Origin of the sequence: Nonomuraea sp. NPDC048901, assembly GCF_040649695.1 — a bacterium.
Taxonomy (GTDB): domain Bacteria; phylum Actinomycetota; class Actinomycetes; order Streptosporangiales; family Streptosporangiaceae; genus Nonomuraea.
Window position 1 is genome coordinate 224,155 of the sequence record NZ_JBEZFW010000002.1, and the last position, 20,361, is coordinate 244,515.

The window sequence follows — 20,361 nt, forward strand, 5'->3', positions numbered from 1 at the left end:
TCTGCCTCCTCGCCCGGCGGCCCGCCTCACCGGCGAATCTCCCGGTCCGTGGTCTTCGTGTCGCACACAGCGACCGTATCGCTGTTGAAGATCATCTTCAAACAATTGTTCGAGTCTTCCTCGAAATTGTTGGCAGCGTGGTGTACAACATCGTACGGGAGTTCGATCGACACCGTGTTCGATTTGCCGATCTTTATTGGGTCTTTTTTTCGGGCCGGGGCGGCTGGGAGGTCACACATGCGAACGACCACCATCACAGATGCGACCAGCGACGACGTCAAGCGACTCACCCTCCTGGCAGACGCCACCCGGCGACCGGTGGCAGGGGGCGGAAACACGGGTGACGACCGGGGGGACGGTTCTCGGGGCGGCGATTCCGCCATCCGGCCAGATTGCGAACGCCCGCATACCCGTGACAACTCTGACAACCGGGCTCCGGGGTCTGGCGGTTCGGGATCGGCCACTCCGGGGTCTGGCGGTTCGGCGTCGGTCGGCCCAGGGTCTGTTGGACTGACGTCTGGCGGTTCGGGGTCTGTTGGTCCGGGGCTCGTCGAGTCGGGATCGGCCGGTTTGGGGTCGGCCGGTTTGGGGTCTGGCAGTTCGGGGTCTGGCGGTCCGGGATCTGTCGCTTCGGGCTCCGCCGATCCGCGATCGGCCGGTTCGGGATCCGGCGGTCCGGGGTCCGCTGCCCCGGGACCAGAAGGCCGTCTTGGGGTAGCGGGCGGGGCTCGCTCCGGAAGTGGGAGTGCGGGTCGTCTGCGGGCTGGGGGCGGGAGCATTCGCGAGAGTGGAGACGGAGGCCGTTTCGGCAGGGAAGGCGGTACACGGCCTGTACGCGGGGGCGGGGGGCGTCCCGAATACGGCAGCGGTGGCCGTCCGGGGGGCGGCAGAGTACGTGCCGGAGGCGGATCGGCTGGCAGAGGGCCTCTCAGTCGTCGGGCTGCGGCACAGGGGAGACCGCTCCTGTGGCTGGTGCCCGCGCCGCGCCCTGACGCCGACGACACGCCGCCGCCTGATGGAAGTGTGCGACCCACGGACACGACCGGGCGCCCAGTGGAGCCCGCAGGCTCAGCGGAAGTTGGGCGGCGATCGGTGGAGTCCGGGAATTCGTCGCTTCGGGCGAGCGACGGCCGCGCGGAGGGACCTCTGCGCGATGCGGGCGTTCGGCCCGGTGAGGCAGGAAGCCGGCCCGGGGGCCGGTCCAGTGAAAAGAGTGGCCGGTCCGAGGGTCGGTCTCGTGAGGCGGAGGGCCGGTCCGAGCTTCGGTCTGGGGAGGCTGCGGTCCGGTCGGAGGGGCGGTCGCGTCGGGTGGGTGGCCGGTCCGAAGGCCGGTCTCAGGAATCTGGTGGCCGGTCCGAGCTTCGGTCTGGGGAGGCTGTGGTCCCCTCGGAGGGGCGGGCGCGTCGGGCGGGTGGTCGGTCCGGTGTGCGGTCTCGGGGTGTCGGTGGGCGTGTCGGGGGTCGGGCTCGGGAAACGGCTGGTCGTTCCGGTGGCCGGGCCCGTGAGGTGACGGGCTCGTACGCACGCCGTCCCCGGCGTAAGGGCGGCCTGCCCGCTGATCGGACCCGCCTCTCCAGGAGGCAGGCCGGCGTCACTCGACGGGGGCGGCGTAATCCTCCCGTACGGCTCACGCGACGGGGGCGGGCCGTACTGGTGATGGCCATGGCTTTGCTGTCCCTGGGCGGTTTCTGGCTCGGCACCCGCGCGGTCAGCCAGGCGTCCGCGGCACCCGCCGTACCGAGTCACGCGGGTCTGCCCTGGGTGACCGTCCACGAGGGGGACACGCTCTGGACGATCGCCGACGCGATGGCTCCCGACGAGGGCGACCCCGGAGCGGTCGTGACCGAGATCAAGCGGCTGAACGGCCTGCCCAGCTCGCTCATCCGCCCCGGCAGCCGCCTGTACGTCCCGAGCGCCCACGCCGTGCCGTAAGCCCCGAATACCCCTAATCGGTGCCGTGCCGCGCCGCGCCGTGCGATCCCGTGCCGTGCCGCGCCGCCCGGTGTCAGTGCCGTAACCGTGTGATGCTCTGTGATGTCGTTCCGTGTCGGGTGGTGCCGTTCCGTTGCGTGGCGTTTAGTCCCGAAACGGTCCGTCCCGACCGGTGGCCGTATAGCCGTACAGTCCGTCCTCCACCGGTGAGCGATACGGTCCGTCCCCAACCCGAAGCGCGGAGACGAGCGCGTACGGATGTGCCGTACGAGATGCCTGTGAGCCGTGTTCACCCACGTGAGACCGGCCAACCAACGTGACCAGCGAGGCGAGGAACACACCCCCACCGGCCGGCGTTGACGACGACACGCCCGAGCCGGACCAAGGCGGCTGCGCTGATCAGCGACTTCGGCGGCAAGCCCCCGTCCAACTTGCGTTCATGGTCGCTCGCTTCTACGGTTGGACCACAACATCTAGTAGTTACACCGATGTAGTTCACCACAAATTGTGTTTCTCTGACCGCACCATGGCGAGCCGTGGGGCGTGCGCGAGCGTACGCAGAAGAGTGCTTTACGCCTGTGGTGACCACACGGTCGAGGAGGGCGAGCAAACGTGCACTGTCCGTTCTGTCGTCATCCCGACACGCGGGTCATCGACAGCCGCTCGACAGAGGACGGCGCGGCCATTCGGCGCCGCCGTACCTGTCCGGAATGCGGGCGCCGGTTCACCACGCAGGAGACCGTACTGCTGATGGTGAGCAAGCGCAGCGGAGTAACGGAGCCGTTTTCGCGGGACAAGGTCGTCGCGGGCGTGCGACGGGCCTGCCAGGGCAGGCCGGTGAGCGAGGATTCGCTGGCTCAATTGGGCCAGCGCGTCGAGGAGGCCATCCGGGCCAAGGGTGCCGCTGAGCTCCCCTCCAACGAGGTGGGGCTGGCGATCCTGGGCCCGTTGCGGGAGTTGGACGAGGTGGCCTACTTGCGATTCGCATCGGTATATCGCGGTTTCGAGAGCCTGGCGGACTTCGAGGCCGAGATCGAACAGTTGAAGGCGGAGAAGGGGGAGTCATGACGGAGACGGCCAGCGGTTCAGTCGCGCGCGGAGGTAAGCGTCCGCGTAAAGGGCTCAAGATGAAGCGCATCTTCACCAAGCCCGGTGTGCACCCATATGACGACATCAAGTGGGAGCGCCGCGACGTCGTCATGACCAATTGGCGCGACGGCTCGATCAATTTCGAGCAGCGGGGCGTCGAGTTTCCCGAATTCTGGTCGGTCAACGCCGCCAACATCGTCACGACCAAATACTTCCGCGGCGCCGTGGGCACCCCGCAGCGCGAGTGGAGCCTGAAGCAGCTGGTCGACCGGGTCGTCGGCGTCTACACCAAGACCGCGGTGGAGCACGGCTACTTCGCCACCGACGAGGATGCCGAGATCTTCGACCATGAGTTGAAGCACGCGCTGACGCACCAGGTGTTCGCGTTCAACTCGCCGGTGTGGTTCAACGTGGGCACCGCGAGCCCGCAGCAGGTGAGCGCCTGCTTCATCTTGGCCGTGGACGACACGATGGAGTCGATCCTCGACTGGTACAAGGAAGAGGGCGTGATCTTCAAGGGCGGCTCGGGCTCGGGGGTCAACCTGTCCCGCATCCGCTCCTCGAAGGAGCTCCTGTCCAGCGGCGGTACGGCCAGCGGGCCGGTCTCGTTCATGCGCGGCGCCGACGCGAGCGCGGGCACCATCAAGTCCGGCGGCGCCACCCGCCGGGCGGCCAAGATGGTCGTGCTCGACGTCGACCACCCCGACATCGTGGAGTTCGTCGAGACCAAGGCCCGCGAGGAGGACAAGGTCCGCGCGCTGCGCGACGCCGGGTTCGACATGGACCTGGGCGGCAAGGACATCGTCTCGGTCCAATACCAGAACGCCAACAACTCGGTGCGCGTCTCCGAGGAGTTCATGCACGCGGTCGAGAAGGGTGACGACTTCGCCCTGCGCGGCCGCCTGACCGGCGAGGTGATCGAGAAGGTCGACGCGCGGGAGCTGTTCCGCAAGATGGCCAAGGCCGCCTGGGAGTGCGCCGACCCCGGCGTCCAGTACGACGACACGATCAACGACTGGCACACCACCCCGGAGACCGGGCGCATCACCGCCAGCAACCCCTGCAGCGAGTACGTCCACCTCGACAACTCCTCCTGCAACCTGGCCAGCATCAACCTGCTGAAGTTCCTGAAGGACGACGACACCTTCGACGTCGCGAACTTCGTCAAGCTGACCGAGCTGATCATCACGGCCATGGACGTGTCGATCACGTTCGCCGACTTCCCGACCGAGAAGATCGGCGAGACCACCCGCGCCTACCGCCAGCTCGGCATCGGCTACGCGAACCTGGGCGCGCTGCTCATGGCCACCGGCCACGCGTACGACTCCGACGGCGGCCGCGCGGTCGCCGGGGCGATCACGTCGCTGATGACCGGTGTGTCCTACCGGCGCAGCGCCGAGCTGGCCGGGGTCGTCGGCCCGTACGACGGCTATGCCCGCAACGCCGAGCCGCACAAGCGGATCATGCGCAAGCACGCCGCCGCCAACGACGACCTGCGCACGGTCGGCTCGATGGACGCCAAGATCCACGCCGAGGCGTCCCGTCAGTGGTCGGAGTGCCTCAAGGTCGGCGAGAAGAACGGCTACCGCAACGCGCAGGCCAGCCTGCTCGCGCCCACCGGCACCATCGGCCTGATGATGGACTGCGACACCACCGGCATCGAGCCCGACCTGGCGCTGGTCAAGTTCAAGAAGCTCGTCGGCGGCGGCTCTATGCAGATCGTCAACCAGACGATCCCGCGCGCCCTCAAGCAGCTCAACTACCAGCAGGAGCAGATCGAGGCCATCGTCGAGTACATCGCCGAGCACGGCCACGTCGTCGACGCCCCCGGCCTGCGCAGGGAGCACTACGAGGTGTTCGACTGCGCGATGGGCGAGCGGGCCATCGCCCCGATGGGTCACGTCCGCATGATGGCCGCCGCGCAGCCGTTCCTGTCCGGCGCGATCTCCAAGACGGTCAACCTGCCGGAGTCGGCCACGATCGACGACATCGAGCAGGTCTACATGGAGGGCTGGAAGCTCGGCCTCAAGGCGCTGGCGGTCTACCGCGACAACTGCAAGGTCGGCCAGCCGCTGTCGGCCGGCGGCAGCAAGAAGGAAGCCGAGAAGGCCGACAAGGCGGCCGAGGTCGCCGAGCCTGAGGTCAGGGTCATCGAGGTCAACCGGCCCACCAGGCGCCGGATGCCCAACCAGCGGCCGAGCATGACCACCCGCTTCACGGTCGGCGGCGCCAAGGGCTACATGACCGCCTCGTCCTACCCCGACGATGGGCTCGGCGAGGTCTTCCTGAAGATGTCCAAGCAGGGTTCGACGCTGGCGGGCGTCATGGACGCCTTCTCGGTGGCGATCTCGATAGGGCTCCAGTACGGCGTGCCGCTCGAGACGTACATGAGCAAGTTCGTCAACATGCGCTTCGAGCCCGCCGGGATGACGGACGACCCCGACATCCGGATGGCCACCTCGGTGATGGACTACATCTTCCGCCGCCTGGCCCTCGACCACCTGCCCTACGACGAGCGGGCGGCGCTGGGCATCTTCTCGGCGGCCGAGCGCGCCGCGCAGCAGCGCGGTGAGGACCCGGCCGCGCTCCAGGAGGCGGTCGACCGTGAGGCGCTCGCCCAGTCGGCGCCGATCGAGGCGAAGCAGGAGGCCGAGCAGGAGGCGAAGCCGGAGCCGGTGCAGGAGTTCACGCTGGAGAACCACCAGCGCATCACCGCCGACGCCCCGCTCTGCATGACCTGCGGCACCAAGATGCGCCCGGCGGGCAGCTGCTACGTCTGCGAGGGCTGCGGCTCGACCAGCGGCTGCAGCTAGAAGAGTCGCGGCGGATGTGACAACTGGGCAAGCGCTCAGCTGGTTCCGTGTTGGTCGTCGGTATGGCGGCTGATATGGCGAGCGCCTGGCCTTGTGTAAGGCCAGGCGCTCGGCGTGATCAGGAAGCTGATGTTCCTGCTCGTGTCAGAACCTGCATGACCTCAGCTTCCGGGTCGCAACGCGAGCGACTCGGAGTGAGGTGAGGGTGCTGAAGAAGGGGTCAGGAAATCGTTCATGGCCCCCTTCGACGAGCTCAGGGATTTCCCTGTGCCTCAAGCGAGAGCTCCTGCCAGTCGGCCCAAGTCTTGAGCCTGTCGGCATAAGCCTGCTGGAGCATCGGATAGAAGCCCACCCCGAACATGACGCGCAGCGGCGGCTTCTCGGAATCGACCAGTTTGAGGAGCGCCTGGGCGGCGGCGGCAGGGTCGCCGGCCGGTTGCTTTCCGGCCATAGCGCCGAGTCGTTGACGGAGCTCCGTATAAGCCGGATCAGGCTGAGCCACGAAACCGTTGTTGAGCGGGTCAGGATTCTTACCGGCCCGGGTCGCGAAGCCGCCGGGCTCGATAATGGTCACCTTGATCCCGAATTCGGCGACTTCGCCGGCGAGGGCCTCGTTCAATCCCTCAAGGGCCCACTTGGACGCGTGGTAGGCCCCGCCGAGCGGCATGGCGATGACCCCGGCGGCCGAGGAGAGCTGGATGATGTGCCCTGAGCCCTGTTCGCGAAGGTAGGGCAGAGCGGCCTGGACGACCCAGACGGCGCCGAACAGGTTCGTCTCCATCTGGTTGCGCAGCTGCTGCTCGGTCAGTTCTTCGACCGCGCCGATCTGGGCGTAACCGGCGTTGTTCACGATGACGTCGAGCCGCCCGAAGTGCGCATGTGCCCGCTTGACGCTCTCGAAGACGGCGGCCCGATCGGTGACGTCGAGCTCCAGCGGAAGCAGCGCATCGCCGTAGGTGGTGATCAGGTCATCGAAGCCCGCGATGCTTCGGGCGGTCGCGACCACCTGGTCGCCCCGGGACAGAGCGGCCTCGACGAATTCACGGCCCAGGCCGCGGGAGGAACCGGTGATGAACCAAATCTTGCTCATGAGGTCTCTCCAAAGGCAGCTGCGTTGTCGCGGGCCCAGTCGGCGAAGGTGAGCGCCGACCGGCCGAGCAGATCGTCGACGGTCGTGGTGGTGGGGCCGGGGCGGTCGGCATAGTCAGCCAGTGAGCCCAGCAGGCGGGCGGGGACCTCCTCTGGCAGGCCCTGGGCGAGCATCGCCCGCCGTACCTGCCCGGCGGGGAGCTCGACGAAGGACAGCTCCCGGCCGAGAGCGGCGCCGAGCAGACGCACCTTCTCGAACTGGTTCAGTGACTGCGGGCCGGTCAACGTGTGGACAGCGCCGGCATGGAGGCCACGCAGAGCCTGTACGGCTACCGCGGCGATGTCGGATTCGTGGATCGGGGAGGTGACGGCGTGGCCATAGGCGCCGCGCACCACGTCACCGTCCCGCAGCTGCGGAGCCCAGGCCAAGGCGTTGGCGGCGAAGTCGGCCAGGCGCAGGATGGTCCAGTCCAGGCCGGAACCGGTGACGAGGTCCTCGGCGAGCTTGAACTGGGCGGCGAAGCGGGCCTCACCCGCCGGATACTGCACAGTGGTGGCCGACAGGAGCACCGCTCGCCGTACACCCCGCTCGACCGCGAGCCTCAGCAGTTCGCCGAGGCCGGGGCCGGTGGCGCGCGGGCTGATCTGGATCGCTTCCACACCCTCCAACTCGGCCTCGATCCACTGGGGGTGGAACAGGTCGCCGCTGACGGGCCGCACGTCGTCGGGGAGCAGGGCCCCGCGCGTGGTGGCGGCGACGGTCGCGCCCTCCTGGAGCAGCAAGTTCATCACGGAGCGGCCGACGACGCCGTTGGCTCCGGTGAGCAGGATCATGGCTGGTCACCAGCCCACGACGCCGAGGCGGTCGATGAAGATCCCGGTCGGCCCGTCAGCGCCCAGCGTCGCGAGCCGGATGAACGGGTCGGTGCCCTCGGTGACGGTCAACTGGCCCATGTGATTGTTCATATCGGTGGCGGCGAACTTGTGGTTGGCGACCTCGCCCGGGGTGAGGGCGTTGAACTTGATGTCAGGATGCGCCTGGGCGTATCTGAGAGTGACCATGTTCAGGGCCGCCTTGGATGAGCTGTAGGCGAGCTCGTGGAGCTGTGTCCCTGGTTGCGCCGGGTCGCTCTGCACCGCGAAAGAGCCGATGGCGCTGGACACCATGACCACCCGCGGATTGTCCGACGCCCGTAGCAGGGGGAGGAAGGCGTTGGTGACCCTGATGGGCCCGTACACGTTGGTGTCATAGACGGAATGGATCTCCTCGATCGTGGTGTCGGCGGGCTTGGCCGCCTTGCCGGGCGCACCCGCGTTGTTGATCAGGACGTCCAACCGGTCGGTGTGCTCGCTGACGAGCCGGACGGCGTCCGCCACCGATGCGTCGCAGGTCACGTCGAGCGGGACCAGGACCACGTTCACGCCATCGATGGCCAGCTTCTCGGCCGCTGTCCGTCCACGACCCTCATCGCGCGAGCCGAGGAAGACCGTCCAACCCTGCTCGCCGAGCCGCCGGGCGGCTTCCAGGCCGAGGCCCTTGTTGGCTCCGGTGATAAGTGCTTTCGTCATGGATCCAGCATCGAGCCAGGTCAAAGGCGGAACAATGTAAGCTTCATTGGGCGATCAATAACATAGGGATTATTTGTGGAGCTAAGGGATATCGAGATCTTCTTGACGCTGGCTGAAGAGCTCCACTTCGGCCGCACCGCCGAACGACTCCACGTTTCCCAGGCCCGGGTCAGCCAGGCCATCAGCAAACAGGAACGGCGCCTGGGCGTGGCATTGTTCGACCGCACCAGCAGGCGCGTGGCCCTGACCTCGGTCGGCAGGCGCCTCGTTGAGGACCTGCAGCAGGCCCTCGACCTCCTCCGCGCAGGGCTCGCGCGCGCCGAGGCCGCGGGGCTGGGCGCGGGGCTGAGCCTACGTGTGGGCGTCTTCGGTTACGCCGGACATGTTCTCGAACCCCTCATCGCTGCGTTCCGCGCCCGTCATCCTGGCGTTGACGTCCAGTTCGGCGAGGTCAACGGCGTCGACCCGTTCAAGGCCGTACGTAGCGGAGACCACGATGTGAACGTGCTGTGGCTGCCCGTCATCGAAGCGGACCTCACCGTCGGACCCGTCCTGTACACCGGGCGCCGCGTGCTGGCGGTGGCGGCCGACCATCCGCTGGTCGAGCGCGGTCACGCGACCCTGGAGGACCTGGCCGACAACCACGTCATCGACTTCGGGGCGGACGCTCCCGAGTATTGGGTGGCGTCCATGATTCCGATGCGCACACCGTCGGGGCGCCGGATTCCGCGCGGGCCGATCGCGCGGACCTTCCACGAGATCGTCTCCCTGGTCTCTTCCGGGCGGTGCGTCCAGCCGATCGGCGAGATCGCTGCCCGCTATGGCAGCCCTCCGGGGATGGTCTTCTTGCCCATGCCCGACGCGCCCGTTCTCCAGTGGGCCATGACGTGGCGCACCACCGCCGACAGTCCCATCATCCGGGCGCTGGCCCAGACCGCCGCCGACCTCGGGCCGATCGTGTTGTGATCAGAGGCCGCCGTCGCGTCGGAGGGTGCCGACGGCGCCGGCCGAGCACCCAGGCCCGATCCCCGGCAAGATCCTGGGCGTGCACGTGGTCAAGGATCTGGACTTGGTTCCAGATCCCTCTCGACGAGTTCGGGCGGGCGGCGGGAACCTGCTGACCCGTCGCACCAACGACTCGGGCCGAGTACCTGACCGCCCACGATGCTATGGTCCGGCCATGGCTCAACAGCGATCAACGGGACCGACCGGCTTCAAGTAGCGCGCCAGGAAATACCTGGCGGTGCTACCCAGGGAGCCTCATGTCCCGCACTGCCCATCACATCGCTCGTCCGGTTCACGGCGGGGGAGCCCCATGGCGATCGGTGGCGATAGTTGATCTCCGTTACAGTGCCGCATGCCTGCGACAGGCACGGCAGGCCGGTCGTCGGCCACGTCCGATGTCCCTCCGCCACAAGGTCGACGTCTACTCCTGGGCCAGGGCCGATCTCCGAGATCGGTGGGTATCAGAGTGGGCCGACATCGAGGAGCGCCGGGCACGCCAACGCCTGCGTCTCAGGCTCGAAGCCATCCGTCAGATGATCAACGCCACAAGCGGTGACTCCCTGGCCATCGATGATCTTGAAGTCCACCCGGCGCGACACCGTCGCAACGCCATCTGGCTGTACTGATCACGGAATACCGCACTCATCAGAGAGAGGCTTCGATGCGCCATGACCTATCCACCACCGACCTATGACGGTGACGCCGGCGAGCTGAGCGCGACGTACCGGCGCCCGGATGCCGTGCCGGAGCTGATCTACCCGAGCGGTAACACGGTGCACTACCTGGCGACCGGCGCGTCGACCAACGGACAGTTCGGGCTGTACCGCTGGGAAATGGGACCGGAGCCCAGTGGCCCCGCGGCGCACTTCCATCGGTCGATCTCCGAGTCGTTCTACATCCTGTCCGGCAGCGTGCGTATCTACGACGGGCGGCGCTGGATCGACACGACGCCGGGCGATTACGTGCATGTCCCGGAGGGTGGCGTACACGCCTTTCGTAATGAGTCGGGGGCGCCGGCGTCGATGCTGCTGCATTTCGCGCCGGGCGCGCCACGAGAGGGCTACTTCGAGGGGCTGCTGACCCTGGCGGGCAAGAGCGAGGAGGAGAGGGCGGAGTTCTTCCGCGAGCACGACACGTACTGGCTATGAATTCGACGAGCCCGACAACAGGCCCGCATTCAGCAGGTGTCACCCTGGGGGAGATCCTCGTCCTCGGCGTCCGGCTGGCCCAGCACCTGCGCGAGTGCGTCGCGCCCGGACACCCCGAGCTTGGCGTACACCCGGCCCAGATGGTTGTTGACGGTTCGGAGCGAGAGGCCGAGGCGGTCGGCGACGGCGCGGCTGGGCAATCCCGCCGCGGTCAGCTTCGCCACCTGCAGCTCTCGAGGAGTCAACGACACATCGAGAGTCCCCGTCAGGTCCGTCAGCGGTGTGCGGGCGCCGTCGCACTCGGTGAGCAGCTCACGGGCGAACACGAGCGCGGCCTTGGCCGCCGTACGCCGGCGCGCCCCGGCATGCAGCCGGTGGGCTGTCGCGGCCGCCTCCGCTGCGGGCAGCAGGTGGCCGAGGCGATGGAGCCGCTCGGCCGCCTCCGCGAGCAGGTGGGCGTCGTCCGTGGCCAGCGCGGTGGCCATCGTGGCGAAGGCCGCCGTCGCGGGTGCGGCGGTGTTCCTGGCGAGTTGGTGCAGCCTGTCGCACACCTCTTTCGCGGCGCCGAACCGCGCGGCGTCGAACAACGCCAGGGCCTCGATCATCGGCACTCCGGCCTTGCCCGCGGTCTTCGCGGCCCCGAGGGCGTGGCCGGCGGCGCTGGAGAGATCGAGCGCGGCGGCGGCGACCCAGGCGCGGTCGCGCTCGATCCAGGCGTCGAAGAGCGCACCTCGTGGTGGGGGGCTGGCGTCCGTTCGGCAGAGCCACGCGTCCGCCTGGACGGTGTCTCCCGCCATCGCGTACGCGCCGGCCAGCTCGGCCAGGTAGACAGCCGGTAATCGCAGCGGATCGTGTTCGCCGAGTAATACGATCGCCTCGCGCAGCGCCTGCTGGGCCGGCTTCACGCGTCCCTGAGCCTTCGCCACGAAGCCACGTACGATCGCCCACATGCCGACCATGGGTGCCGCCTGCCGCGTCTCGACGGCTTCTCGATAGGCGAGGTCCACGGCCTTGGCCGCGGTGGTGAGAGCGCCCGCGAGCGCCAGGGCGACGCATCTGGCGGCGCCGACCTGAGCCTCTGTCCACGGCGAGGCGACCTCCAGACCGGTGGCGCTCGCTCGTTCGACGAGGCGGATGTCTCCCATGAGACCCGCGGCGAGCACGACCGCCGTGGCCGCCCGTGCCGTCGCCTCCGCCGGCAGCCGGGGTCCCGGCCGGGTGAGCAGCGCCGTACCGATGGCGAGAGATCCCGCGACGTGTCCCTCGATCAGCATCGTCCAGGCCCGCACTGCCTCCGCCGCCCGCTCGCCGGTCGGGTTCCCCTGGGCCGGTGCGGCTTCGTGCTGCCAGTATTCGATCTTCTCCCTGACTATCGCCCGCCGGTCGGCGCGTTCTTCGTTGTCGCATTCCCCCGGATCAGGGAGTACGCCGGCCGCGTCGGCGAAGCGGCCCTGCAACGCCAGCACCTCGGCCAGGGTCAGGTTCGCGTCCACCCCGCCGTCGGCGGCACCGGCCGCAGTGGCCAGCCGCTCGGCGACCTCGAGCTCCAACCGTTCGGCGGCGCGTTCGGCGGCGGCCAGCAACTCCTGGCCGGAGGAGCCGAGGCCCGCGGTGCGCCGCCACATGACCAGCTCGAACGCGTCGTCCGCGCGACGGCGTGGCGAGGCGGCCAGGGACCCGGCCAGTCGCGCCCAGATCTCGTGCGCTCGGGCGCGTGGCATGCGTGCCCGGATGACCTCCCCGTACGCGGGTATCGTGAGGCGCGCCTGGTGCCGCGCTCCGGAGGGTTCGACCACCACCAGCCCCTGCCGTTCGGCCCGCACCACGGCGGAGTGCCCGGTGAGCTCCTCGAGCACGGGCTGGCCGAGCGGCTCCTTACAGGCGAGCACCTCGAGTACGGCCAGTACGGCCGGATCGTCGACCTGCATCTGCGCCTCGATCAGATCACCGAGCCGGCCGGTTATCCGCAGCTCGCCACTCAGATGCCAGAGGCCGTCGCGGCGCAGCAGCGCGGATCCCTCCAGCGCGGACTGCGCGAGTTCGCGCAGCACGAGCGGGTTGCCGGCGGACAGCCGACGGAACGTGTGCCGCGTGACGGCGTCCAGCGGACCGCCCAGGCCGCGCTCAAGCAGGGTGTCCACCTCGCTGTCGCTCAGCGGCCGCAGCTCGACGCGGCGGGCCACCCCTTCCTTCCATAACGCCGTCATCACGTCGGGTGCCGTGTGCCCCTGCCGTACGGTGAGCAGCACGAAGGTCCTTGTGTGTACGGCGAGCTGGTACACCAGCGCGGCCGAGACGTCGTCGAGCAGATGGGTGTCGTCCACGACGAACACGGGCCGCTTCCCGGTGGGAACGCTGAAACGTTCCACGATCTGGCCGAAGATGTGCGCGGTGACGGGCTCCGCGGCGTCGTGTGGGAGCGCGAGATGCAGCAATGATCCCAAGGGGATCGCCCCGGCGGCACGGGTCCCCGTCGCCCAGGCAGTCGGGTGACCCGCCGCCGCGAGCCGCGCGACCGCCTCCTTGGCCAGGCGCGTCCGGCCCACTCCCGGCGGTCCCACGATCACCACGCCGCCGACGTCCGCCTGCCTCGCCGCTGACAGGACCGTGCGCAGCGCGGCGGCGCGCCCGACGAGTGGCCAAAGGTTCCCGGGGCGTCCGTCGTGCGGATGGCTGTCTGCCATGTCGTCCCTTCCGGATGTCGTCACACTGCGACGTCGTGCCCTGACCGGAGATGCCCCCAGCGGCGACTCTCATGCCGCGTCCCCCGCCCGAAACTCAGGCAGGTCCTTGATCTTCTCCACGTGAAGCGTGCTCCCCTTTGGCGCCCTTCAAACAGGCTTGGCCGGGCGGTGACCGCGCGTCACGGTGTCCGGACGCGCCAATAGCCACCCGCTTGAGGCCGCTCAGTCCCAAAGGGCCTAAAGGGGTGGTCCGGAAGGCGCGGCGAGCGCCCGCGGAAGAGAACGGAACGGCGCCCCGCGACGGCGGAGGGGTCCGTTACGGTGCGAGGGCTCCGTTACGGTGCGAGGAGTTCGTCGGCGATGGCGAGCAGGCGTACGACTGCCGCGTCCGACGACCGGTCCCTGCCCCGCAGCCTCTCGCCGATCCGCCGCAGCAGCGCGTTCGGGTCGGCGAGAGGCTCCCGGCCATCACTCCGCCGCACGCGGAGCAGGAGTTCCAGGGCGCAGGCGGCCTGCGTGGCGAACATCCCCAGGAGCTCCATGTCGTCCAGATCGCTGCGGGAGGCCGTGCGATCCAGCACCTCCAGAACGCCCACGCATTCCTCGAACCGGATGAGCGGTGCCGCCATGATGGTCCGCGGGACGTAACCGGTGGATTCCGCGGCGTCCTGGGCGAACTGCGTCACGGCCGACACATCATCCGCGACCATCGGCTGCCCGCTCGCCGCGACCCAGCCGGCGATCCCGGTTCCTGCCGGAAAGTGGCTCCCGACCAGCTCTTTCTCGCCTTCGCCCGAGACGGCTTCGAAGACCAGGTCACCGGTGTCGGGGTCCACGAGGAAGATGGAGGCGGCGGCGGCGCCGAACATGTGGCGGGCCACCTCGACGATCGACTGCAGCAGCCTGCGTTCGGTGCCGTCCAGGGAATCGGGAGAGTCAGGGAAGTCAGCGGACATGGGGCTCTCCGTTCTGCGTCATGGTGTTGTCCGCGGCCAGGTAGAGGACCGTCTTGAGCTGGAACGGCGTCAGCCACGGATGCTTGCCCAGGATGAGCGCGCAGATGCCGGTGATGTGCGGCGCCGCGAAGCTGTTGCCGGTGCTGCGGATCTCCCGGCCGCCGGGCCAGGCGACCGGCACCCTGACCCCTCGCGCGAGGAACTCCGCGGGGGGCGCGGGGTTGTAGTAGTACGTCATCGGGTCCGCCTCGTCGTGGCTGGCCACCGAGACGACCGAGGAGAACGTCCACGGGTAGCTGAGCACCGGCATGTTGTGCGCCGCGGCGACCAGGAGGCAACGCCGGAAGTACGCGCGGTCGGCGAGCTCGTGCAGGGATTCGCGCAGACCCGACCTCGTGCTGGAAAGACTGAGATTGACCAGGTCATAACCCTGGTCGATGGCCCAGCGCAGCCCGGTCACCAGGGCGTCACCGGTGCCGGACTTCCCGTCGGTGAGCGCGCGTACGGAGGTGATCGCCGCTCCGGGAGCGACCGACCTGATCACTCCGGCGCAGGCCGTGCCGTGCCCGGCCGGGTCGACGGGAGCGCACTCGGCGACGGTTAGTCTGCCCTCGTCCCCGCTGACGACCTCGACCGACCGGTCAAGGCCGCCGATCTTGGGATGGTCGCCCGCCACGCCCGTGTCCACGACGCACACGCGTACTCCGGTGCCGTCGGACCCACCCCATGCCCACTCCCTGGTCACCCCCGCCAGCGGGCTGATTTGGAAGGGCTCCGGGGGCTGCCGCGTGGTGGCCAGACCCCACGCGGGCACACCGGGGAAGTGCGCGCGCTGGTTCCGGCGCCAGGGCGGCGTGCTCATCGCAGTCCCTTCATCCAGTCGCGGACGCGCCGCGCCGACAGGGTCGCGCCCTTGCTCAGGTACGCGTCGAGCGCGCGCCGGGCGGGTTCGGCCGGGTCGTGGCCGGCGGCCCGCCGGATCCGGGCGATCTCGACCAGGACGTCCCCTCGAAGACAAGGGTCGTCGGTCGATTCGAGCAGCGCCGCCGCACGGTCCGCGGCGCTCATCGCGTCCGCGTGCTCCCCGTCGAACGAGGCGATCGCGCCTCTCATCGCGAGGGCCGTGAGCTCGCCGCGCAGCTGCGGCGGCCCCGCGTCGCCGCGCGCCAGTTCCGCGGCCGCCTGCCGGACGTCTCCCTGCCGGAGGGTCTCCCGCGCCGCGTAGATCTCCAAGGTGACGGCGGGCCCCCCATGGCCTGCCGTACGAAGCGCGGCGGCGGCCCGGCTGAACAGCTCCCTCGCGTCCTGATGGTTGCCGTCCAGGGATTCCACCAGCCCCCGCACCTGGACGACGGCGACCGCCGAGAGGCCGAGGTGCAACTCCTCCGCGTACTGGCCGGCCGTGTCGAGCGACTCACGGGCGCCACCGAGGTCGCCGGCGAGGGCGAGCAGGCGGGCCCTGGTGACGAGCACCGGCACCAGCAGAGCGCGATCACCGGCGAACCGGGCCAGCAGGTCGGCGCAGAGCGCGAGCCCTTCGGGCACCGGGGTGGGCGACCATTGCACCAGTTCGCACAGCCCGCCGAGCAGCCGGTCCTCCTCGTAGCGGTCGCCCATCGGCCGGGCCAGCGCGAGCCCGTCACGCAGCGCGCGGTCGGCGGCGCCGAACCGGCCTTCCTGGATGTGAACCAGGGCTTGGAGCTGGTGGAAGCGGCACCAGCTCAGGTCGTCTCTGGGGTCGAGCGCCAGCCGTACGCGAAGGGGTTCGAGCTCCGGCGCGCGGGCGCCCGAGCGCAGGGCGAGGACCTCCCGCTGGATCACGCAGGTGAGCTGGGTTCGCGGGTCTTCCGGCAGCAGCTCCTCCGCACGGTCCAGGGCCGCGGCCGCCGCGGCGGCCTCTCCCCGTGCCAGCTCGGCGTCGCTGATGCGGACGGCCAGCGACCGGTGCTCGTCCCTGCCCGGGGGCAGCATCTCCCGGCCCTGCTCCAGCAGTGCGATCGCCGCGGGCAGGTCTCTGCGGTGCAACGCCTGGCCGCCGTCCCTGATGAGCTGGTCCGCGGCCCGGCCGGTCAGCTCGGGCAGGAGCGGGTCGCCGGGGCGTACCTGCCGGGTGAGGCGGCAGGCCGCCAGGAGGTGCCGGCTGACGTCTCCGGACGCCGGTCCGAGGAAGGGAGCCTGCTCCGAGGCGTCGCCGGCCCGGTCGCCGAACCAGTCGGCCAGCCTTCGGTGCCAGTCCGCCCGCACCTCCTTGCTCGTCAGCGCGTACACGGTCTCCCGGGTGAGGGTCTGCGCGAACTCGTACGCTCCCGGCAGCGCGCCACGCCGGATGAGGCGCTCGCGCCGCAACCGGCTCAGCGGAGCGGCCGTCATGGCGGGCTCGCCGTCGAAGAGGACCTCCAGCTGTTCCACCGAGAAGGAGTGCCCGATGGTCGCGGCCCGTTCGAGCACCTGGCGCTCGGCCGCGTCCAGCCGATCCAGCCGGGCCCCGAGCAGCGCCTGGATGGTGGGCGGGAGGGAGGCGGCGCCCTCGGCGAGGGTCTCCAGCATCAGCTCGGCGAAGAGCGGGTTGCCGTCCGAGCCGTGGATCACCCGCTGGTACGTGCCGTCGTCGTCGTGGGCGACGACGTCCGCCCGCCCGGCGCGGAGCTCGGCGACGAGCCGGGCCATGTGCGGCGGGCTCATCGGGCCGAGCTCCAGCGCCATGGCGCAGGTCATGCCCCCTCCCCAGGAGGGGCGGGCCTCGTAGAGCTCGGGCCGGGCGACGCAGACGAGGAGGACGGGCACGTCGGCGAGCCACGCCGAGCAGTCCTCGATCAGGTCGAGGAGGGTCGGCTCGGCCCACTGCAGGTTGTCCAGCACCACCACGAGCGGCCGGCGCTGGGCGAGCACCTCGAACAGCGACCGTACGGCCTGCGCGATCTCCGCGACCCCGGGAGTGTCGTCCTGGTACTCCGCGTCACCGCGGCACGCCAGCCCGCGCAGCGCCCGCTCACCTTCCGTGCCCACGGCCTCGGCGATGGTGGGCCAGTCGCCGTTGAGGGCTTCGAGCATCTCCGTGATGGGCCGGTACGTGGCGCCGATGCCGTAGGACGGGCACCGGCCGGCGAGCACGGTCACGTCCTCGGGCAGGTTCGTCAGAAACTCCCTGACGAGCCGGGACTTGCCGATGCCCGGAACACCGAGCAGGGTGGCCATGCAGCACTGCCGCCCGCGTACGACGCGGTCATGGAAACGCGTCAGCTGCTGCAGCTCCTCGGTCCGGCCGATCAACGGGACCGTGTCGGTCTCCGGCGCGCCGCGATCGGGCTCCACGGTGATGAGCCGCCACGCCCGTACCGGATCTCTCTTGCCCTTGAGCGTGAGCGGGGGGACGCCGTCCAGCAGCGCGTGCCGCCTGACCAGGCGGGCCACGTCGTCGCTCAGGAGGATCTCGCCGCCGCCCGCCGCGGACTGCAGCCGGCTCGCGGTGTTGACCGTGTCACCGATCACCCGCACGTTCGAGCCGGACCCGTCGGCGACCATCACCTCGCCGAAGGCGATGCCGCAATGGGCGTCCAGCCGGACTCCGTGGGTGGGGGCTATCTCGGCGCTGAGCCGGTGCACGGCCGTCATCGCCGCGTCCGCGGCCAGGACGGCCCGCAGCGCGTCGTCCTCCCGGCTGACCGGGACGCCGAACACCGCCATGATCGCGTCGCCGATGTACTTCTCCACGGCGCCGCCGTGCTCGAAGATCTCCGTCCGGCACGCGGCGTAGTAGCGGTCGAGGATGCGCAGGAGCAGTTCGGGGTCGAGACGCTCGGCGAGCTCCGTCGACCCCACGATGTCGATGAACAGGACCACGACGTTACGGCGGGTGGGTCGCGGGTCCCTGTCGCTCATACGAGCTTGAGCTCCTGTCCTTCCACCTCGCCGGCGTGGTCGTCCAGACGCTTCTTGATCGAGTTCAGTACGGCGACCTCGGTCTCCGTGAGCGAGGCGAACACGGTTCGCTGCCGCTCATCGAGCAGGTCGATGGGATGCCCGCCCGCCCGCAGCGTGGCCAGCGCGTCGAACCCGCCCGATCCGGTTGCGTTCATGAACCACAAGCCTGAAACGGCTCATCAGGGTTCGCAAGAGATCAGGACACCCACATTCGTGTGGTCTTCGCTCTGCCTGGTGAAAGGCGTTTAGCCCACATTTGTGGGGTTGTGTCGCCTCCGCATCGCCAGCCGATACTCGACCTGCAACGCGTCCCCCCTTAAGACGGAGAGGTGAAGGCATGGCCTTCGATCCGAAGGAAGCCCTGCGCGAAGCCGGCGTCCTGAACGACCCGATCGCCGCGGAAGTCGAGGCGGCGTTCGCCACCTTGACCAAAGAGGAAACCGACCTGCTCATCTCGCTGAAGGACAAGCTTCCCGCCGCACTGCCCGTCGTCATGGCGGGTGGCCAGTGGGCCACGCCCGAGGTCGAGGTGCACAACGAGTCCCCCGAAGCGTCGTGCCTGTGCGGAGCCTGGTCCGGATCCGGGTCCGGGTCCACCCCGACCAAGCCGAACCCCTAGTCCGACGGCCCACGGGTGCGGCCCCGGTCACCTGTCGCCGGACAAGGCCGGGGCCGCGCCTGCCGCTGAGAGCGTGAAGGGAACTGGATGTCTGGGAAGCTGGCCCGGAACCACGCGTTGTTCTACGTACCAGAAGACCTTACCTACTTCGTGCACGCCGGTAATCATCTGGTCGTCAACCCGCATTCCGGCGGTCGGTGTGTCCTCGATTCGCGTGAGTTCGGCGTCCTGCGAGCCTTGACCCGGCCCTACGCGCGGCTCGAAGAGACCGACGAGACCGATCGGGTCCTCGCCAAACTCATTCTGAGCTGGATCGTCTACTACAACGGCAACCATCCGCGGATCAAGCTGAAGGAGCCGCCGCTCCGCATGGCGTACTACGCCATCACCGACGGTTGCAACCTTCGCTGCCCCTACTGTTACGCGTCCTCGGAGAAGTGCCTGCCCGGTGAGCTCAACACCGAGGAGTCGCTCAGCCTGGTCTCCCAGATCGCCGACTTCGGCGCCTCCACCATAGTCTTCACCGGTGGCGAGCCCATGCTCAGGAAAGACCTGTTCCAGATCGTGGAGCATGCCAACCGCAGCGGCCTGACGTCGAACATCATCACCAACGCCACCATGATCAGGACGCCCGCCATGGCGGAGCGGTTCGCCGAGCTGTTCGGCAACGTCACGGTGAGCGTCGACGGCGGCACGGCCGAGACGCACGACCGCACGCGGGGCGCCGGCTCCTTCGCCAAGACCCACCAGGCCCTGCGACTGCTCAACGACGCGGGCGTCGTGCCGATGATCAACCATATCGTCACCTCGGAGAACGTCGAGGAGCTCGAAGGCTTCGCCTCGTTCATGGAGGGGATCGAGGTGAACAGCATCCGGCTGATGTACCACAACAACCTGGGCCGGGGAGAGAGCGACGAGTACGACTTCGGCTGGGACGACCATCTGAGGATCCAGCAGCTCACCTGGACCTCACCCGTCGCCGGCAAGCTGCTCCCGGACGGGCCGAAGACGCTGAAGCTGTGCTCGGTGAAGGCCAACTGCGGGATGGGCGGCAACGAGATCTACATCAACTCGCTGGGCGACGTCTACCCGTGCAAGCTCGTCACGGGACGCTCACACTTCGCGGGCAACGTGAGACGGCAATCCCTGGCGGAGATCTTCGGCAGCCCGGTCCTGTACGACATGCGGACGAGCTCCGTGTTCGGCGGCGACTACCACGCCGACTGCGCGAAGTGCTACATCAAGTCGTCCTGCGGCGGAGGCTGCCGCGCCTCTCACATGGCGGAGTCGGGGGACCTGCGGCGCAACAGCCGTCATCAGTGCAGGATCCTGCGGCACGGCATCGTCACCCAACTCTGGCTGGAATCCGGCGTCGACCCCGCGGAGCTCGCCGAGGATCCCGAAATGCAGACGCCCCGCCTGCTCGTCAACGACGACGTCCATCCGGTCTTCGACGACTGGAAGACCTACGTTCCCCCCTCAGCCGAGGCCGTCAAGGTCCGCGAGCTGCTTCCCATAACGCCGGTATAGAGGAGG

General features: G+C 69.1%; 16 protein-coding genes. 7 read left to right on the forward strand and 9 right to left on the reverse strand.

Annotated elements, in window-relative coordinates:
• Nucleotides 1–26: 26 nt before the first annotated feature.
• Nucleotides 27–281 carry a hypothetical protein gene (locus AB0C30_RS06120; RefSeq protein WP_357940153.1) on the reverse strand — a complete coding sequence of 85 codons (255 nt, stop codon included), beginning with the start codon at nt 279–281 and terminating at the stop codon, nt 27–29.
• A 1,381-nt stretch (nt 282–1,662) separates the two neighbouring features.
• Here AB0C30_RS06120 and AB0C30_RS06125 point away from each other — a divergent pair.
• From AB0C30_RS06125 to AB0C30_RS06135, 3 genes are all read left to right on the forward strand, one after another.
• The gene (locus tag AB0C30_RS06125) at nt 1,663–1,932 is read left to right on the forward strand and encodes a LysM peptidoglycan-binding domain-containing protein (protein ID WP_357940155.1); all 270 of its coding nucleotides are present in this window, start codon (nt 1,663–1,665) and stop codon (nt 1,930–1,932) included.
• A 612-nt stretch (nt 1,933–2,544) separates the two neighbouring features.
• Nucleotides 2,545–3,000: a transcriptional regulator NrdR gene (nrdR, locus tag AB0C30_RS06130; RefSeq protein ID WP_214636146.1), complete on the forward strand. Its 456-nt coding sequence runs from the start codon at nt 2,545–2,547 to the stop codon at nt 2,998–3,000.
• Nucleotides 2,997–5,834 carry a vitamin B12-dependent ribonucleotide reductase gene (locus AB0C30_RS06135; RefSeq protein ID WP_357940157.1) on the forward strand — a complete coding sequence of 946 codons (2,838 nt, stop codon included), beginning with the start codon at nt 2,997–2,999 and terminating at the stop codon, nt 5,832–5,834. Before nrdR ends, AB0C30_RS06135 begins: the two co-directional genes overlap by 4 nt.
• Nucleotides 5,835–6,087: 253 nt before the next feature.
• Here AB0C30_RS06135 and AB0C30_RS06140 read toward each other — a convergent pair whose 3' ends face one another.
• The 3 genes from AB0C30_RS06140 to AB0C30_RS06150 are packed head-to-tail and all read right to left on the reverse strand — an operon-like array spanning nt 6,088 to nt 8,492.
• A complete protein-coding gene (locus AB0C30_RS06140; protein WP_357940159.1) occupies nt 6,088–6,924 on the reverse strand; it encodes an SDR family NAD(P)-dependent oxidoreductase in 837 nt (278 codons plus the stop codon).
• A complete protein-coding gene (locus AB0C30_RS06145; RefSeq protein WP_357940161.1) occupies nt 6,921–7,757 on the reverse strand; it encodes an NAD(P)H-binding protein in 837 nt (278 codons plus the stop codon). The genes AB0C30_RS06140 and AB0C30_RS06145 overlap by 4 nt, the downstream gene beginning before the upstream one ends.
• Nucleotides 7,758–7,763: 6 nt before the next feature.
• Nucleotides 7,764–8,492: an SDR family NAD(P)-dependent oxidoreductase gene (locus AB0C30_RS06150; protein ID WP_357940163.1), complete on the reverse strand. Its 729-nt coding sequence runs from the start codon at nt 8,490–8,492 to the stop codon at nt 7,764–7,766.
• Between the two features lie 75 nt (nt 8,493–8,567).
• Between AB0C30_RS06150 and AB0C30_RS06155 the strand changes: the two genes are divergently transcribed.
• Together AB0C30_RS06155 and AB0C30_RS06160 are read left to right on the forward strand one after the other, a co-directional pair.
• Nucleotides 8,568–9,458 (forward strand): LysR family transcriptional regulator, encoded by an 891-nt coding sequence (locus tag AB0C30_RS06155; RefSeq protein ID WP_357940165.1) that lies wholly within the window; start codon nt 8,568–8,570, stop codon nt 9,456–9,458.
• Between the two features lie 707 nt (nt 9,459–10,165).
• Complete coding sequence (locus AB0C30_RS06160; protein WP_357940167.1) at nt 10,166–10,645, forward strand: cupin domain-containing protein; 480 nt, start codon at nt 10,166–10,168, stop codon at nt 10,643–10,645.
• A gap of 29 nt (nt 10,646–10,674) precedes the next feature.
• Here AB0C30_RS06160 and AB0C30_RS06165 read toward each other — a convergent pair whose 3' ends face one another.
• From AB0C30_RS06165 to AB0C30_RS06185, 5 genes are all read right to left on the reverse strand, one after another.
• Nucleotides 10,675–13,329, reverse strand: coding sequence for a LuxR C-terminal-related transcriptional regulator (locus tag AB0C30_RS06165; RefSeq protein WP_357940169.1), 2,655 nt, complete (start codon nt 13,327–13,329; stop codon nt 10,675–10,677).
• A gap of 335 nt (nt 13,330–13,664) precedes the next feature.
• Nucleotides 13,665–14,285: a GAF domain-containing protein gene (locus tag AB0C30_RS06170; RefSeq protein ID WP_357940171.1), complete on the reverse strand. Its 621-nt coding sequence runs from the start codon at nt 14,283–14,285 to the stop codon at nt 13,665–13,667.
• A complete protein-coding gene (locus AB0C30_RS06175; RefSeq protein ID WP_357940173.1) occupies nt 14,275–15,147 on the reverse strand; it encodes a S8 family serine peptidase in 873 nt (290 codons plus the stop codon). Before AB0C30_RS06175 ends, AB0C30_RS06170 begins: the two co-directional genes overlap by 11 nt.
• Nucleotides 15,144–18,164, reverse strand: coding sequence for an AAA family ATPase (locus tag AB0C30_RS06180; protein ID WP_357940175.1), 3,021 nt, complete (start codon nt 18,162–18,164; stop codon nt 15,144–15,146). Before AB0C30_RS06180 ends, AB0C30_RS06175 begins: the two co-directional genes overlap by 4 nt.
• Complete coding sequence (locus tag AB0C30_RS06185; RefSeq protein WP_357940177.1) at nt 18,161–18,361, reverse strand: aroma-sacti cluster domain-containing protein; 201 nt, start codon at nt 18,359–18,361, stop codon at nt 18,161–18,163. The genes AB0C30_RS06180 and AB0C30_RS06185 overlap by 4 nt, the downstream gene beginning before the upstream one ends.
• Before the next feature lie 182 nt (nt 18,362–18,543).
• Between AB0C30_RS06185 and AB0C30_RS06190 the strand changes: the two genes are divergently transcribed.
• Both AB0C30_RS06190 and stsB read left to right on the forward strand, forming a co-directional pair.
• Nucleotides 18,544–18,825: a StsA-related sactipeptide RiPP gene (locus AB0C30_RS06190; RefSeq protein WP_357940179.1), complete on the forward strand. Its 282-nt coding sequence runs from the start codon at nt 18,544–18,546 to the stop codon at nt 18,823–18,825.
• 87 nt (nt 18,826–18,912) lie between these two features.
• On the forward strand, nt 18,913–20,355 hold the full coding sequence (stsB, locus tag AB0C30_RS06195) for a StsB family radical SAM/SPASM domain sactipeptide maturase (protein ID WP_357940181.1): 1,443 nt from the start codon (nt 18,913–18,915) through the stop codon (nt 20,353–20,355).
• The last annotated feature ends 6 nt before the right edge of the window (nt 20,356–20,361 follow it).

Excerpts from the sequence above, each read along its gene's own strand:
- AB0C30_RS06125 (WP_357940155.1), top strand. The coding sequence starts at position 1,663 with ATGGCTTTGCTGTCCCTGGGCGGTTTCTGGCTCGGCACCCGCGCGGTC.
- AB0C30_RS06135 (WP_357940157.1), top strand. The coding sequence starts at position 2,997 with ATGACGGAGACGGCCAGCGGTTCAGTCGCGCGCGGAGGTAAGCGTCCG.
- AB0C30_RS06140 (WP_357940159.1), bottom strand. The coding sequence starts at position 6,924 with ATGAGCAAGATTTGGTTCATCACCGGTTCCTCCCGCGGCCTGGGCCGT.
- AB0C30_RS06145 (WP_357940161.1), bottom strand. The coding sequence starts at position 7,757 with ATGATCCTGCTCACCGGAGCCAACGGCGTCGTCGGCCGCTCCGTGATG.
- AB0C30_RS06150 (WP_357940163.1), bottom strand. The coding sequence starts at position 8,492 with ATGACGAAAGCACTTATCACCGGAGCCAACAAGGGCCTCGGCCTGGAA.
- AB0C30_RS06160 (WP_357940167.1), top strand. The coding sequence starts at position 10,166 with ATGACCTATCCACCACCGACCTATGACGGTGACGCCGGCGAGCTGAGC.
- AB0C30_RS06165 (WP_357940169.1), bottom strand. The coding sequence starts at position 13,329 with ATGGCAGACAGCCATCCGCACGACGGACGCCCCGGGAACCTTTGGCCA.
- AB0C30_RS06170 (WP_357940171.1), bottom strand. The coding sequence starts at position 14,285 with ATGTCCGCTGACTTCCCTGACTCTCCCGATTCCCTGGACGGCACCGAA.
- AB0C30_RS06175 (WP_357940173.1), bottom strand. The coding sequence starts at position 15,147 with ATGAGCACGCCGCCCTGGCGCCGGAACCAGCGCGCGCACTTCCCCGGT.
- AB0C30_RS06180 (WP_357940175.1), bottom strand. The coding sequence starts at position 18,164 with ATGAGCGACAGGGACCCGCGACCCACCCGCCGTAACGTCGTGGTCCTG.
- AB0C30_RS06185 (WP_357940177.1), bottom strand. The coding sequence starts at position 18,361 with ATGAACGCAACCGGATCGGGCGGGTTCGACGCGCTGGCCACGCTGCGG.
- AB0C30_RS06190 (WP_357940179.1), top strand. The coding sequence starts at position 18,544 with ATGGCCTTCGATCCGAAGGAAGCCCTGCGCGAAGCCGGCGTCCTGAAC.
- stsB (WP_357940181.1), top strand. The coding sequence starts at position 18,913 with ATGTCTGGGAAGCTGGCCCGGAACCACGCGTTGTTCTACGTACCAGAA.